Origin of the sequence: Paenibacillus antri, assembly GCF_005765165.1 — a bacterium.
Classification (GTDB): domain Bacteria; phylum Bacillota; class Bacilli; order Paenibacillales; family YIM-B00363; genus Paenibacillus_AE; species Paenibacillus_AE antri.
The window spans coordinates 32,692-48,139 of record NZ_VCIW01000016.1; the positions used below are offsets into that span (position 1 = coordinate 32,692).

General features: G+C 63.4%; 14 protein-coding genes. All 14 read left to right on the plus strand.

What is annotated here, in order from left to right:
* Nucleotides 1-27 precede the first annotated feature (27 nt).
* Nucleotides 28-1,080, plus strand: coding sequence for a CpaE/TadZ family protein (locus FE782_RS21075; RefSeq protein WP_138196321.1), 1,053 nt, complete (start codon nt 28-30; stop codon nt 1,078-1,080).
* Nucleotides 1,065-2,258: a TadA family conjugal transfer-associated ATPase gene (locus tag FE782_RS21080; protein ID WP_238392592.1), complete on the plus strand. Its 1,194-nt coding sequence runs from the start codon at nt 1,065-1,067 to the stop codon at nt 2,256-2,258. The genes FE782_RS21075 and FE782_RS21080 overlap by 16 nt, the downstream gene beginning before the upstream one ends.
* Nucleotides 2,258-3,025 (plus strand): type II secretion system F family protein, encoded by a 768-nt coding sequence (locus FE782_RS21085; protein WP_138196323.1) that lies wholly within the window; start codon nt 2,258-2,260, stop codon nt 3,023-3,025. Before FE782_RS21080 ends, FE782_RS21085 begins: the two co-directional genes overlap by 1 nt.
* Before the next feature lie 4 nt (nt 3,026-3,029).
* Nucleotides 3,030-3,893, plus strand: coding sequence for a type II secretion system F family protein (locus FE782_RS21090; RefSeq protein WP_138196324.1), 864 nt, complete (start codon nt 3,030-3,032; stop codon nt 3,891-3,893).
* A 22-nt stretch (nt 3,894-3,915) separates the two neighbouring features.
* Entirely contained in the window at nt 3,916-4,125 is a 210-nt protein-coding gene (locus tag FE782_RS21095) for a Flp1 family type IVb pilin (protein ID WP_138196325.1), read from the plus strand.
* Nucleotides 4,100-5,128 carry a TadE/TadG family type IV pilus assembly protein gene (locus FE782_RS21100; protein WP_138196326.1) on the plus strand — a complete coding sequence of 343 codons (1,029 nt, stop codon included), beginning with the start codon at nt 4,100-4,102 and terminating at the stop codon, nt 5,126-5,128. Before FE782_RS21095 ends, FE782_RS21100 begins: the two co-directional genes overlap by 26 nt.
* A gap of 13 nt (nt 5,129-5,141) precedes the next feature.
* The gene (locus FE782_RS21105; protein WP_138196327.1) at nt 5,142-6,965 is read left to right on the plus strand and encodes a hypothetical protein; all 1,824 of its coding nucleotides are present in this window, start codon (nt 5,142-5,144) and stop codon (nt 6,963-6,965) included.
* A gap of 17 nt (nt 6,966-6,982) precedes the next feature.
* Nucleotides 6,983-7,582 carry a hypothetical protein gene (locus tag FE782_RS21110; RefSeq protein WP_138196328.1) on the plus strand — a complete coding sequence of 200 codons (600 nt, stop codon included), beginning with the start codon at nt 6,983-6,985 and terminating at the stop codon, nt 7,580-7,582.
* Nucleotides 7,579-8,076 carry a prepilin peptidase gene (locus FE782_RS21115; protein ID WP_138196329.1) on the plus strand — a complete coding sequence of 166 codons (498 nt, stop codon included), beginning with the start codon at nt 7,579-7,581 and terminating at the stop codon, nt 8,074-8,076. The genes FE782_RS21110 and FE782_RS21115 overlap by 4 nt, the downstream gene beginning before the upstream one ends.
* 35 nt (nt 8,077-8,111) lie before the next feature.
* Nucleotides 8,112-9,500 (plus strand): DUF6382 and FHA domain-containing protein, encoded by a 1,389-nt coding sequence (locus tag FE782_RS32660; RefSeq protein WP_202914579.1) that lies wholly within the window; start codon nt 8,112-8,114, stop codon nt 9,498-9,500.
* Between the two features lie 380 nt (nt 9,501-9,880).
* The gene (locus FE782_RS32380; RefSeq protein WP_158299487.1) at nt 9,881-10,057 is read left to right on the plus strand and encodes a hypothetical protein; all 177 of its coding nucleotides are present in this window, start codon (nt 9,881-9,883) and stop codon (nt 10,055-10,057) included.
* A gap of 153 nt (nt 10,058-10,210) precedes the next feature.
* Nucleotides 10,211-12,856 carry a DEAD/DEAH box helicase gene (locus tag FE782_RS21125; RefSeq protein WP_138196330.1) on the plus strand — a complete coding sequence of 882 codons (2,646 nt, stop codon included), beginning with the start codon at nt 10,211-10,213 and terminating at the stop codon, nt 12,854-12,856.
* A gap of 37 nt (nt 12,857-12,893) precedes the next feature.
* Nucleotides 12,894-13,526 (plus strand): hypothetical protein, encoded by a 633-nt coding sequence (locus FE782_RS21130; RefSeq protein ID WP_138196331.1) that lies wholly within the window; start codon nt 12,894-12,896, stop codon nt 13,524-13,526.
* Entirely contained in the window at nt 13,474-15,420 is a 1,947-nt protein-coding gene (locus FE782_RS21135) for a hypothetical protein (protein WP_138196332.1), read from the plus strand. The genes FE782_RS21130 and FE782_RS21135 overlap by 53 nt, the downstream gene beginning before the upstream one ends.
* The last annotated feature ends 28 nt before the right edge of the window (nt 15,421-15,448 follow it).

The window sequence follows — 15,448 nt, forward strand, 5'->3', positions numbered from 1 at the left end:
TTGTTGTCTACAGGAGGAGGAGGGGGCATGAAGCGAACGATTCTGTTGTACGATCCGGACCGGGAATACGCGGAGCGGATCGCGGATTACGCGAGAAACAGTTATTTTCGGAAGGAGGTCGAAGTGACGGTATGCACGCGTCCCGAGCTGTTCGCGGAATGGCTAAGGGACGGACGATTCGACGTCTTCGTCGCCGCGGCCTCGGCGGCGGACGAGATCCCCGGCGTCGAACGCCTTCCGAGGCCCGTCGTTTGGCTCGGCGAGGAAGGCGGGCGCGTCGATTCCGTCGTCGGAACGGCGTTATGCAAATACGAAGCCGCACCGAAGCTGCTCCGAGCGTGGTTGGATCGGGCGGCGGGGGCTTCCGCGGAAGGAAAGAGGGCTTCGATCGTCGGCGTATGGTCCGCCGCCGGCGGCGTCGGCAAGACGAGGATCATCGCCTGTTTGGCCGAAGCGTGGGTCAGGAGTGGCGTAAGGACGTTCGTCGCGGGCTTCGATCCCGGCGGCGGCCTGCAGGATGACGTGGCGGCAGGCCGCGACGTCAGCGAATGGCTATATTCGATCAAATCCGGCCGCCCGATCGGGGAAGAGCTGCCTGCCGCCCTCGGCGCTGCGACGCTGTACGGCTTCTCGCCCGCCAGCTCGTATCGGGAATGGGCGAGCGTCGGCCGCCGGGAAGCGGAGGCGCTGCTCGAAGCCGCGACGCTCGACGTCTGCGACGGGATCGTTCTCGCGGATGCGGGAACGGGTTGGTCCCCATGGGCGGAAGTCGTCTGGGGACGGAGCGACGAAATTTTATGCGTTTCCTCGGAAGACCCGGCGTGCCTAGAGAAGACGGAGAAGTGGCTGAACGATTGGCCGGAGTGGGAGGAGCGAGGCGCGTACCGGGCCAAGACGCGCTTTGCGCTCAATCGATGTCTGAACCTGTCGGGCTCGGAGTGTTACGGGTGGACGCGGGGGGCGTTTCGGCTGCCATACGTGCCCGAATGGAAACAGGACGCCGCCCGGCGGGATCCTGCGTTTCAAGCCGCGGGGGAACGTCTCGCCGAGGAGGTGAGAGCGCGATGCGCGCCGCGGTAAGCATGGAGGAAGCCGCGCTCGAGCTGCGCGAGACGATTCGAAGCGACCTCGATTACGCTGCGATCTATACGGACGACGCTCTGCGCTCGCTCGTCTTGCGGCGGGTGGCGGCCGCCGGGAGAGAACGGCGTTGGACGTCCGACGAGCGAATGTGGATCGCCGAACGGGTACTCGCTTCGTTCCGGGGGTTGGACATCCTGGAGCCTCTACTGGCGGATTCGGAAGTGACGGAAATTATGGTGAACGGACACGAGGAGATTTTCTATGAGAAGCGGGGACGATTGAATCGGTATCCGCACCGGTTCGAGAGCAGGGAGCGGCTGGAAGACATCATTCAGTCGATCGTCTCGAAGGTGAATCGGACGGTGAACGAGGCGTCGCCGATCGTGGACGCTCGACTGCCGGACGGCTCTCGCGTGAACGCGGTGCTGCCGCCCGTCGCTTTGAAGGGGCCGACGCTCACGATTCGGAAGTTCCCCGACTCTCCGGTGACGATGGAGAGGCTCATCGAGTGGGGAGCGATCACGCCGGAGGCCGCATCCTTCCTCCAATCCGCCGTTCGGGAGAAACGGAACATCTTCATCAGCGGAGGCACCGGGTCCGGCAAGACGACGATGTTGAACGTGCTTGCCCAGTCGATTCCGGACGGAGAGCGCGTCATCACGATCGAGGATTCGGCGGAGCTGCAGCTCCCGACGTTGAATAACGTCGTCGCGTTGGAGACGCGCACGGCGAATACGGAAGGCAAGGGAGAAATCACGATCCGCCAGCTGTTGCGGGCCGCGCTGCGAATGCGTCCGAATCGAATCGTCGTGGGCGAGGTGCGCGGAGCGGAAGCGTTGGACATGCTGCAGGCGATGAATACAGGACATGAAGGCTCGTTGTCTACGGGTCACGCGAATACGGTGAAGGATATGCTCGGCCGTCTCGAGACGATGGCGATCGGCGGCTCGGAGCTGCCGCTCGCCGTCATCCGGCAGCAGATCGCGTCGGCGCTTCACTTGATCGTTCACGTTTCCCGGATGGCCGATTACAGCCGTAAAGTAACGGAGATTACCGCCGTCGACGGCCTGGCGAACGGTGAGTACCTGCTGCGGAAAATTTACGTTCGAGAAAGCGAGGGGAGCGGCTGCGGAGGGCTGCGGTTTCTTCAAGAGTCGGGGAAGGAGGAGATTTGATGTATAGGGCGATCCGGAAGCAATGGGAGGAGATTCCCATGGTATACCGACCCGGGAGAGTCAGGGTGGCGATGGCTTGTATCGGATACTCTGGCGTCTATGCGTTTATCGGGTGGTTGTTTTTCGAGCATGTCGCCGGCGCCGCGGCGCTCGCCGTCGTCGGGCTTCGGGCGGCCGCCGGACGATCGGGCGCGTTCGCGGAGCGGAGGAAGCGGGAGGCTGCGTCCCAGTTCGAGCAGATGCTGTTTTCGATGACGTCCTCCCTTCAGGCGGGGAAGTCGGTGGAGAACGCCTTCCGAACGGCGGAAGACGATTTGAAGCGAATGTACGAAGGCAGCCGGACGATCTTGCTCGATCAGCTCGAGCGGCTGAACCGGAAGGTGGAGAACGGGACGCCGACGGAACGCGCCGTGCAGGAATTCCAACGCGCTCTCTCGATCGGGGAAATCGACGACTGGGCAGATATGTTCTGTACCTGCAAGAGAACCGGCGGCGATTTGGTGCGGGTGATGAGGCAGACGTCCCGATCGGTCGTCGAGAAGATGACGATGGAACGGGAGCTGTCGGTGCTGATCGCCGGGAAGCGGTTCGAAGCCAAAGCTTTATCCGTCGTACCGTTCCTGATCGTAGCGATGTTTCGGTACGGCTCGCCGGAGTACATGGAAGCCCTCTACCGCGGACAAGGCCGGTTGGTGATGATAGCCGCGTTGGCGCTGCTCGGCGTCGGCAAGTTCGCAGCCGACAGACTGACGCGGATCGGGTCTTGATCCGATGGCGGCGATCTGGATTGCAGTCGTACTCGCCTCGGGTTTCCTGACGTACCGCCTCGAGAAGACCGGGGATGCGGCAACGCGCTGCTTGCCGCGCAAGCATTCGACCGTTACCCGTATCGTCTATGTCGTCGCGGAAGCGTGGCTGAGGCGATGCGGCGCGTATCCGAAGCTGGCGATTCACCTGCCCCAGCTGCTTCGGTATTGCGCGATGGTTCAAGATCGGTCCGAAGCGACGGACCCGGCATACGCTTGGACGGTTCGAACCTTCGCCGCGACGACGCTCGCCGCGTTCGCCGCCGTGTTCGCCTATCTTGCGAAGGCGGACGGCGCCGTCGTTCTATTAATCGCGGTGCTGACGGCCGCCGCTCCGGCGGTCCTGTGGAGAGAGCTTAAGAAGAAAGTCGAAGGAAGGCAGCGCGCCTTCGTAGCAGAGCTGCCGACGTTCTTGCATAAGCTGTCGCTGCTGTTGGCGGCAGGAGAAGCGATCCACCGAGCATGGCAGCGTGCCGGCACGGTCGGGTCGGACAAGGAAACCCATCCGTTGTATACGGAGCTCGCAAGAACGAATCAGGACATCGCGCAAGGCGTGCCGTTCCCGAAGGCGCTGGAGGATATGCACCGACGCTGCGGATATCACGAAGTGAGCGCACTTATTACGACCGTCTTAATGAACTATAAGCGGGGCGGGGAAGCGTTCGCCCTTGCTCTGCAAGACGCCTCCCGTCTTATGATGGAGAAGAAGCATGCGCTCGTAAGGACGCAAGGGGAGGAAGCGTCGACGAAGCTGCTTTTCCCGATGATGCTGATGTTGTGCGCAGTCATGCTGATCGTCGCGGCCCCCGCCGTCATGCTAATGAATTAATAAATCGGAGGAGGAACCCATTATGAAACAAGTTTTTGCAGCCCGCTGGCGCGCGTTTTGGAAAGAAGAGGACGGGATCGGAACGCTGGAGATGCTGCTGATCATCGCGGTCATCCTCGTCGTGGCGATCGCCTTTCGGAAGTGGATCATGGAATGGATCAACGGGCTGTTCGAGAATACGAACGACAACGTCACCGATACGCTTAATGAAAATACGATCGTTCTTCCGTAACAGCCGCTTGTTCAAGGACGAAGCCGGCAGCTACAGCCTCGAAGCCGCCTTGGTAGCGCCGATCTCGGCCTTGCTAGTCGCCGGCGTCGCGTTTCTGTTGATCGCATCGGCGCAATCCAGCTTAACGTATATTACGGCGAACGAGTCGTCGGAGCGCATCTCCCAGCACTGGAACAATAGCTACAAGCATCCGGTCACAGGCATGTTTTCGACGTTTCAGCGCGACCCTTTGTTTTGGCGCTGGAACCAGGATAGCTCCAGCGCTTGGCTATGGGGGGGCGAAGCCGGGGAAACCTCTTCCCTCGTACGGCTTCCTGCCGGGGACTCGTCCGACGGCTCCATATTAAGCCGGAAGCTAAGCGGAGGGGCGGCCGGATGGCCGGCCGCATATCGGGGAGCAGGTTCGTTCCGGGGGATCGGGTGGAATCGAGAGGTAGCGGTGGAGGCGGCGGTTCCGCTGTCTCTGCCAGGCGGATTCGGATTGCCGGACGCGGCGGGGGGGAGATCGACGAAATCGATCGCGGAGCCTGCCGAGTTTATCCGGAACGTCGAGCTCGCGCTGGGCTACGTTCCGGCTCTTAAGGCGGTTATCGAAGGCGATAAATTCAGAAATCTCCTCTCGCCTTGGGTGGACAAGCCCGACATCGTACCGGATGTCGACCGGACGCTCTCCTTCCGGCATCACTCGGACGCGGTGAGGTATTTGCGGACGCTCGTCCGAGGACAAGAACGGCGGATCGGCACCGAAGAGACAGGGAAGTGGCGATTAATCGACGCGATGGACAAACATGAGGTCGCTCACCAAACGTACATCGGCCCGAAGCAGCCGAACAAAGACGTACGGGATCAATTGATGAAGGATGCGGAGCTCATTCGTAAGGGGAAGGTGAAAGGGGTCGTCTGGCATTTTTTTCGGAGGACTGGAGACGCGACGGCCGGACCGTCGCCCGCTTTGAAGAAGCTGCTGCAGGACAACGGAATCGTATTCGTTATTCATTCGTAAGGAGGCAAGGCTTATGTTTCCGACGGGGAACGAGCGAGGCGGCATGACGTTGTTCGCGCTCGTCGCGCTGTCCGCGCTGTTCATCGTCGCCATCGTGCTGGCGGACGTCGTGCGCTCGAGAATGACGGCGATGGACGCGGAAAGCGACGCGAGGCGCGCAGGGAGGACGTTGCTGGCAAGCTTCGAACCGAGCTTGTTGAAGTACGGACTTTTCGGCGCCTCGGAAAGCGCATCGCGAACGAAAGCGGCCGAGGCGCTGGCCGCCGAGGCGAGCGCGGAACGATCGAAGGGCGCCGCTTTTCGCTTTTACGACGCCAGCGACGGATTCCGAAGGACGTTCGCGATCGAGCCGCTGTACCATCTCGGGGATCATCGCGTGTTCCAACGACAAATTCTGGAACGGATGAAATATATCGCACCGATCGAGTTCGGCATCGAGGTGACGGAGAAGTTGTTCAAAGCGAAACCGCAAATCGCGGCCGCCAAGCAATACGCGGAGCTGTCGCAACAGCTGCAGGAGCTTGTGAATAAGCGCGAAGCCGCGTTGGATCGGGCGTGGACGACGGCGCAAGCGTTGGCGGGAGCGGCGGGCGGAAGCGGCGGGTCGCTGCAGTCGCTGATGAATCGCCTTCACGAGTCGCTGGAGGAAGCTGAGAACGCGAACCGCGACGTCTCCAAACAGCTGAACGCGCCGGCGCCTCGGGCGCCGAACGGACCCGAAACGACGTTCCCCCATGTTACCGTGTACCCGCTCGACTTCTTCGTGACATACCGGGTCGGTGCGGGAACCGTCGCCTCGATGCACGAGGCGTTAGCCGCGGCGGCGGCCGAAGCGGCGGCCGTCCCGAAGGAACAGGCGGGTGCCGCCCTCGAACGGGTCGAACGTTTTCGCGAAGATTTGCGGCGGTACGTCTCGGAGTGGCTCGGCGCGCGGCGCGCCTTCGAGACGAAGAGAGCCCAGGAGGGGAACGAAATTCGACGGTTGGAAGCGAATCAGCGGAAAGCCGCCGAGACGCAATTGAACAGACGGCGAGATAATTGGAAAGATTTATGCACGGTCGAGACGATGGCGGATTACTTGACGTTGACCGGACCGGACGGATTGTTCGAAAAATATCGCGCGTATAACGAACATTCGGCTGCGGGGGGCATCGAACCGGAGCTCGACGCGGAGGACGCGGAGTCGTTCTTGACCTCGGCGGTGCGCTTCACGAATGCGATCGGCGAATTGACCGGCGAGCTGTTGGACGAGACGTTCGTGAACGAATACGCGATCATGCATTTCACGTACCGGACGGACGATAAGCCGAAATATCCCGTGAAGCTGGGCACGAATATCGGCGATCGAGCCTCCCATCGATTAAGAGGCCAGGAAGCGGAATTCATTCTCTACGGACTGCCGAGCTGCCATATGAACTTAACGGCGATGCATACCGAGCTGTTCGTGCTGCGAACCGGACTTCGAACGATGGAAGAGCTGTTGAAGCCCGAGACGGGCGCGAAGGCGGCGACTCCGTGGCTCGCCTTGCTCGCGGCGCTCGCGCAAGGGGCGAAAGCAGCGAACGACGACGTCGATGTATTGCTCTCGGGCGAGGCGGTCGATATTCCGTTCGTTCCGGGAGCGACGATGGATTATCGGGATCATCTTCGATTGTTTTATTTGCTGCACAGCCGAGACGAATCGACGTTATCCCGGATGCAGGCGTTGATCGAGTTGAATACGGGCATCGACCTGATGCGTCGGTACACGGCGATGCGCGTCCGAACGGAAGCGGCGCCGTCTTTCTTAGTCATTCCGACGGCTCGGAAGGAAACGGAAGTGGTCGTATCATACTGAAACGGGCGTGGAAGGCGTTGAACGAAAGCGGATCGATCGCGTTGGAAGCGGCGTTCGCTCTTCCTCTGCTGCTTTGCATCGGAGTGGCGTTATCCTGGCTGCTGCTGACGGCGCGGACGGAGTCGCTGGTAAGGGAAGCAGTGGACGAGGCGGTCAGGACGACCGCGGCGCACGCGTATCCGCTAGATCTGTTGGCGCGCGTCTACCAGGAGAGCGAGTACGTACGAAATATCGAAAATGAGGTCGGGCGGTTCCTGCCTTATTCGGTGAAAGCGATGTTCCAGGAACGGAAACAGAGCGACGGTTCGGGGGAGGCGGAGGCGGAGGCGGTCGAACGCGCGTGGAGCGAATCCGACTTCCATCGATCGTGGGCCGAGCCGTTCGTGATGTCGTTCGTCGATCGAGGCGCGGACGGAGAACCGCTGCTCGATTCGGATCGGCTCGTCGTCACATCGACTCTGATCCCCACGTTCGTTTCGGAGGACACGAGCTATTTCGGCCTGTCCGTGGAATATCGAATGACGCTGCCGATCCCGTTCTTCTCTCCGGAAGTCGTCTTTCGCGCCGCGGCGATGGAACGCTGCTGGGTGGGCGAGAAGTTGGGGGGACAAGGATGACGACTGTGGAGATCGGCTTTCTGTTGTATACGGGATTGACGTTCGGTTGGGATTTGCGCGCCAGGAAAATTCCTAACCTCCTCGTCGGTTTGGGCATCCTGTCTGCGACCGCGCTGCACGTCTTCGCGCCGGACGGGAGCGGAGCGGCGGTTCCGGCGCTTGGAGCCGCCGCGGGATTGGGCTTCGGCTTTTCGCTTTATATCGCGGGGGCGATCGGAGCCGGCGACGCGAAGTGGTTCGCCGCCGCGGGCGCTTTCGCCGGATGGACGGGAGCGGCAGCGATCGCTTGCGCGTCCGTGTTGGCCGGAGGCGTCGCCGCGCTCTGCCGGTTGACGGCGTCTCGATCGTTCCGCCGGCGCTTCGCGGAGGTAATCGCCGGATGTTACGTGCGCACCGGTTGGGAGCGGCTGAACGTACCGGAGGAGGGGCGTACGACGTTTCCGTTTCTGCTCTGCGCGGGGCCGGTCGTCTGCGGATACATCCTTATGGGGTAAGGGAAAGACAGCCTAGTTTCGAGGGAGGGACACGGATGGCGATGTGGGAGGAGGTCGGACTTCGCGCGAACATCGACCCGGAAAAAGGGACCGAAGTCGTAGTTTCCGGAAGAGACGGATTGAGGCCGGAACAGATGATCCGCATGCAGATCGGCATGCTCGAGCGCAATGCGCTCGCCGGAACGATCGCCTTGCGGCAAGAGACGCGCGACGGCGTCGTGTCGTTACGGTATTCGGTCGCCGGGCATCGCCGGCTTCGTACCGCGTTGCGAGCGGAATCGCTGCGAGGGGAGCAATGGGACGGCTTTCTCGCCGCGATGCTCCTGTCGATTCGGGAAGGGGCCGACTATTGCATCCGGGAGTCGGAGTACATGCTGGACCCCGATTGGATCTGGGTGCGGCGCGACGTGCGCGACGTTCGCTTTATGGCCGTGCCGGTCGCGGGCATCGGTTCGCCGGAACGGTCATGGAAGCAATGGAAGAACGTGTTCGATTTCTTGATCGAATCCGGACTACCGGATCGTTGGCGGGAACGGCTGCGTCCTACTCGATGGGATCCGGCCACCTTCAGTCATCGATTGTGGATGGAAGAAGTTTCCTCCGGTCCGGAGGAGCCCAGTGCCTTGGCGCCGAGCCAGGTTATCCGAACGGCGGAAACCGAAAGCGTTTCGGAACGTCGACATCGAGTCAATCCGCCGGTCGACATCCGCGAAAACAGCGTCATCGGTCAAGCGATTCGCGAAGTCGACGACGGAGAGACGATGCGATTCTCCCCGTCGCGTATGACTTCGAGAGAATGGATACGTCTACTGGCCGCGACCGTCTGTAGCATCGTCTTCGTATGGAATCCGTCTTTGCCTGCGTTCGTCGTCGCCTGTCTCGGCTGCGTTCCGCTAGGAGTTACGTTGTACCGAAGGTACGTTCGCGAAAAGGAGGCGGAAGACTCGGCGGAGCCTGGATCGACGATCCCGGAGGCTTCGTTCGGACAGTTAGCGACCCTGGCCGACGGAACTCGCGAGGAACCGGAACCGCTCGAACCGGAACGGCTCGAGCATCGGACCGTGTTGCTCGCGGAAGCCCAGCAGACCGTGCTCTTGTCCGATCTGAAACCGGAACGGTCCGCGAGTCTCGAAATTTCCTTCGAGTCCGGTGACCGCGTCGAGACGTTTCCGTTCGGGAGCAGTCCGCTGCGTATCGGCCGCGGACCGGAAGGCGTCGACGTCTTGGTCGATCATGCGGCCGCGTCGCGGGTCCATATGGAATTCGAGTTCACGGACGGGCGTCTTAGCGCGCGCGATCTAGGCTCTACGAACGGCACATATTATATGGACCGATTGATGACGCCGCATGAACGGTACGAATTGCTTGACGGGGACATGCTGCGCCTGCCGGGAGCCGTGATCCGGGTAACGGTTAGCGAGTGACCGCATAATGAAACAGCTTTTTTCCCAAATGTTCAGTTATAGACTTTTTCCGTACAAGGGCGAACCGCTCGGTTCTGTTCGAACATGGGGAAAGCGATCCGCCTGCATTGTTTGAACATATGAGACGGATGAATTATACGGGAAATATAACGGTTACTCAAAATGGGCATGAAAACGATCCCTGGGACAATATGACCGGGGATTTTTTGCATGTTGAAAAGTTCGATTATCCGTAAAAGTGTGTGGAAAAGGGTCGCAAGGAGCCTGAGTAGCCACGACCCAATGGATCACCGCCTGCGCATACCCGCGTCAAGCCATTAACTGACTCCGTATAGGCGTTTGCCACCCTACGTTTGCGACCCCATGGGTGAAGTAGTTGTTTGATTGCACATGAACAAGCGCACCGCTTCGGCGGCGTTTCACAAGTGCCCGAAGTCGTCGGCGGGCTGAAACGCCTCATCTTCATATTGAAAACTGATTTCCGGGCTACATCCTACCAGTTAAGGCGTAATGATTTAACACGCTTTTACGAAGAGCCGGATCAAGGGGAAGAATAGAAGAAACGTTCTTAATGATTCCGTAACATTGCGGCGACGCTTTTCCATTTGATATGCTAAGAGATACACCTTTTGAATGCGAAGCGGGGAGTCGAAATCAATTTGGACACTTGGGAAGGATTAGCTCGGCGCATCCTTCGAGAAGGTTGGTATGTGCCTTCCGCCCGTTTCGAGCCGGCCGACGGCGATGTCGCGGCCCGCGCGCGGTGGGCGCCGTTCTGGGCGGCGCCGGGGCTTGTCGAGGCGGAAGCCGCGCTGCCGGCGCCGGTCGACCGCGAGGCGATCGAGCGGTACGTCGACGCGGCCGTGCGGGCCAGTCTCCCGCCGGAGCGGCGAGAGGCGTCGTTTCGCGCCCTTCACCCGCGGTACGGCGTACCGCATACGCCTCTGGAGAAGTGGGCGTACGGTCTGCTGCAGGGCGAAGGAGAGCCGCCCGCGCTGCCTGATTGGCTCGCGGAAGACGTCGCGGAATGGCATCGCGCGACGGAGCGGGAGGCGGCCGTCGCTCACGTTCGAGCGGCGTTCGCGCTGCTCGAGCCGGAGACGGCCGACGGGACGTGGCGGCTCGTGCCGGGGCTGCAAGCCGCGGACGACGAGCGGCTGTTCGTGCCCGCCCGCGACATGTGGCGGAGGACGGAGCGCGACCCGCGCTTCGGCGGTCGCATGTTCCAAGGCGCGCAGGAGCGGCTGGCGCGGGGCATCGCCGAGGCGGCGGAGCGGTTTCCGCCGCTGGCGCGCGTCCGCCCGGCGGACGCCGGCTGCGCCTTGACGGAGGCGGAGGCGCTCGACTTCTTAGAAGCGGGAGCGGACGCGCTGGAGCGGCTCGGCTTCGGCACGATGCTGCCGGAATGGTGGGAAGCGCCCTCGCCGCTCGAGGCGGCGGTGCACTATCGCGAACCGGCGCCGAACGCGAGCCGCGCAACGGCCCCGTTCGAAGACGCAGCCGGCGCAGCGCCGGCGATCGGCTTCGATACGCTCATGGCGTACCGCAAGGAGCTGCTGCTCGGCGGGAAGCCGATCTCCGAGTCGGAGTGGCGCCGCTTGACGGAGCTGGATACGGCGCTGCTGTTCCGCGAAGGCCGCTGGCTCAGGCTGCGGGCGGCGGACCGGCGCGCGGGGGCGCGGTTTTTCCGCGACCCGCTCGAAGGCGAAGCGACCGCGGCGGAGGCGCTCCGGGCTGCGCTCGCCGTCGATGCGGCGGCGCCCGCGGACGATGCGGCCGTGCCGATTCGCCGCTGGAGCGGCGACGCCCGGCTCGAGCGCCTCGTGTCGGGGCTGCGCGACGCGAGCGGCGGGGCCGCCGCAGCGTCCGTCGAGCCGCCTGCGGCGCTGCAAGGCGAGCTGCGCGACTATCAGCGGCGCGGCTTCGCCTGGCTCGCCCGCATGCGCGAGCTCGGCCTCGGCGCGTGCCTCGCGGACGATATGGGACTCGGGAAGACGGTCCAATGGATCGCTTACGCGCTTCATGTCGTCGCGCGGCGCGACCCGCGGCACCTGCGGCGGCCGCTGCTGCTCGTCTGCCCGACGTCCGTGCTCGGCAACTGGCAGCGCGAGCTGGAGCGGTTCGCTCCGAGCCTGGCCGTATATTTTCACTACGGGCCGGAGCGAGCGCGCGGCGCGGCGGCGTTCCGCCAGACGGCCGGCGCGGCCGACGTCGTGCTCACTTCTTATACGACGGCGCTTCGCGACCGCAAGCTGCTCGGGTCGACGCCCTGGGACGCGGTGACGCTGGACGAAGCGCAATACGTGAAAAACTCGGGCGCGCAGCTGACGCGGTTCATCCGCACGCTGCCGTCCGTTCATCGAATCGCTTTAACGGGCACGCCGGTCGAAAACCGGCTGTCCGACCTATGGTCGATCTTCGAATTTCTGAATCCGGGCTTTCTCGGCAGCGAGCGGGCGTTCCGCAAGGCGTTCGGCGACGGCGCGGACCGCGGAGAGGCGGGGAACCGTTCGTCCGGGCGGCTGCATGCGCTCGTGCGGCCGTTCCTGCTGCGGCGCATGAAGTCGGATCCCGCCGTCATCGGGGATTTGCCCGACAAGATCGAGCAGACGTCGTACTGCGGCATGACCGAACGCCAAGCGGCGATGTACACGGCGGCGCTCGAACGGATGGCCGATCAGCTGAAGCGGGCGGAAGGCATTCGCCGCCGGGGCGTCATCCTATCGACGATTACGAAGCTGAAGCAAATATGCAACGCGCCCGAGCAGGCGCTGCGAGAACGATCGCTGCGCGCGGGCGCGTCCGGCAAGCTGCTCCGGCTCGAGGAGCTGCTGCGGGAATCGCTCGAAGCGGACGTGCGGGCGATCGTCTTCACGCAATACGCGACGATGGCGACGCTGCTGCATTCGTATCTTTCCGTCCGTCTCGGCTGCGAGGTCGGGCTGATGATCGGCAAGACGCCCCGCAAGGAGCGGGAATCGCTCGTCGAGCGATTCCAGGAAGCGGAGGACGGACCGAAGGTGCTCGTCTTATCGTTGAAGACCGGAGGCTTCGGCCTCAACCTGACCCGGGCGAATCGACTCGTGCATTACGACCGCTGGTGGAACCCTGCCGCCGAGCGGCAAGCGACCGACCGCGCGTACCGTATCGGGCAAACCCGCACCGTGGAGGTGTGGAAGCTGGTGACGAAGGGGACGCTGGAGGAGTCGATCGAGAAGCTGCTGGAGAGCAAGGAGCGGCTCGCGGACGACGTCGTCGGCACGGGCGAGCAATGGATTACCGAATACAGCGACGAACAGCTGAACGAGCTGCTCTCGCTCCGCAGACAGGTGATCCTGTCGGAAGACGAAGCATGATGCGGCGAAGAGGGGGCGGAACATCATCGCGGAACGGATGGACATCCGCATCGAGCGCGGCCGCGTGACGGCCGCGACGAACAGCGAATCGAACAGGAAAGAACCGTCCCCCCGGTGGGACGTTCCCATAGCGAAGACGGAAGACCTTGAACGCGCGGCGCGCGAGCTGGCGGCGGATCCGGAGCTGGACGGGCGCTGGCGCGCCGGGCTGGCGACGGAGGACGAACGCGAGCGGCTCGGCGCCGGCGACCGGGACTGGCGCGCGGCGTGCGATTGCGGCCAGCGGCAGCCGTGCCGGCACGCGCAGTCGCTGCTGTTCCGCTTCCGACAGGAAGCCAAGAGAGACCCTTGGCTCTGGTGGGAAGCGGCCGGCGTCGACCGCGACGCCTTGGAGTCCGCGGTCCGCGGCGCCCGCGCGAAGCTCGCCGAAGTCGCGCCCGAAGCGGAAGCGGCTTGGGAGGCGCGGGCCGTGCAGCGAGCCAAGTCGCTGGCCCGAGAAAACGAAGAACCCTGGATGTTGCGTCGGATCGCGGATCCGGCGTTCTGGAATCGAGACGTGTCGTTCGCCGATTGGCTGAAGCCGATCGCGTTCGCCGTTCGCGCAAAGGAGGAGCATCATGACGCCGAGAGCGACTACGCGATGGATTCGCACGTTCGTGAACGCCCATAAGCTGTCGTCGTTTCAAGATAAAACGGCCGCACTGCGATCGGAACCGAACCCGTACTACTTGCTGGAATGGCTCGTCGTGCCGAAGGAGACCATAGCCGGCGCGGAAGACGATGCGTTCTGGAGCGCCTGGGAAGGAGAACGAACGCCGGGGGCGGAGAAAGGCAGCTTGATCGGCGTCGAGGCGTGCTTCCGCGAGCAGCTGCCGATCGAGCTCTTGATCGGGGAGCCGATCGCCGAGGAAGACGCGGCGCGGCTCGCGGCCGCATTCGCCGATCTCGCGGCTCGCTACGGCGAACAACGCTGGACGGCGGGCGTCGAGGCGCTCGCCGAGCGGTTGAAGGAAGCGGCGGACCGCCGCTACCCCGAATACGTCGAGGCGTTGCGACTCGAGGCGGAGAAGCTCGACGACGAGGCCGTGCGCCAACTCGAGGAACTGAAGGCGGAGGCGGCGGAGTACGAAGAAGGCGAATTCGATCTCGAAGCGGAAAAGTGGGCCGCCCAGTCGAAATGGGACCGCAAGAAACAAGAGCTGCCGCTGAAGGTGCTGACGCGGATGTTCCCGGACGATGCGCTCCTTAGGGGCATGGCGACGGGCGGCGTGCCGAAGCCGGCGGAACGGGTTAATGCCGCGGCGGAGCGGCTGCGGGCGAGCGCCACGCACCCGGCGAACGGGTGGGCGGCGGCGCTCGACGCGGGCGATGTCGATACGTTAGGGCGCGACTTGCCGGCCGCGGGCGCCGCCGCGGCCGCTTGGCTCGCGGCGTATATGAGCCGCAGCGAGATGACGCGCGGCTGGCTCCCGTTGGAGGACCGGCAGCGCGCCGCCCTGCGATGGATCGCCGTTACGACGGAGGCGGACGCAGACGTGGACGCGGCCGAGGAGCGGGGCGACCGCTGGATGAACGCGGCGTTCCGCGCGGCCGGCTGGGAAGGCTTGCTCGCCGAACCCGAATTCGCGGAGCGGGCGCTGCACGCCTTCGTCTGGCGGGCGGCGCGCGCCGAAGACCGCCGGAAGCGGCTTCGCGAGGAACTCGTTCTTCAGCATTGGGCGTCGTTCGCGGACCGCTTCCGCGAGGACGGGGCCGAGGAACGGTTCGAGACCGTCTCCTGGGTGTTCCTGCTCGATCCGGAGAATGTGCAGCAGCGATTGCTCCGCGGCGCCGCGGATCGAGCGGAGGAGCTGATCCGAAGGCTGTGCCTGCTGTATGCGGAAGGCATTCGCCGCGGCCTCGACGTACGGATCGTCGTATCGTTATATACGTATTTGGCCAAACATGATAGAGAAGTCTTCTATTCGTTCGTACACGGCACGAAGTCGATCGAAGAGGCGCTGCCGATGATGGAGCTGCCGGGCGCGGAGCTGTCGCAGCTGTTCCGCGGGGACGGCGTCCGGCAAGCGTCGGCTCGCAAGCACTTGCTGCTGCTGTTTTACGCGTACTTGGAGGAACCTCAGGAACCGCAACAGCCCAAAGGGAAGACGCGAAAGCCGTCCGAAGCGCTGCAGAAGCTGGCCGCCATTTTATCCGCGGACAAGAGGGCGGCCGTCGTCGGCTGGCTGCACCGGCACGAGCGCGACTGGAGAGCGTGGGTCGGCGATAAGCGGGAGCGGGGCGAGGCGCTGACGCGCTTGCTTCGTTTCCGCTGGTTGGGGACGGCGGCCGAACCGACGGAGCAGCACCGCGCGGTGGAAGAATGGCTGCAACGACGCACCGACTGGGTGCAGTTCGAGACGGACGCGCCGAACGTGGAAGGCAAGGGCGTCACGTACGCGATCGCGAAGCCCGGCGCCATCGACGCGGAGACGGGCGAGGTGCTCGTTCGCGCGACGGTGCGGGCGGAATGGTCAGACCGGAAGGAAATCGGCAAGCTCTTGGACGATCTGAAGCTGCTCTAGGACGACATACAACGTAGTCATGAAACGG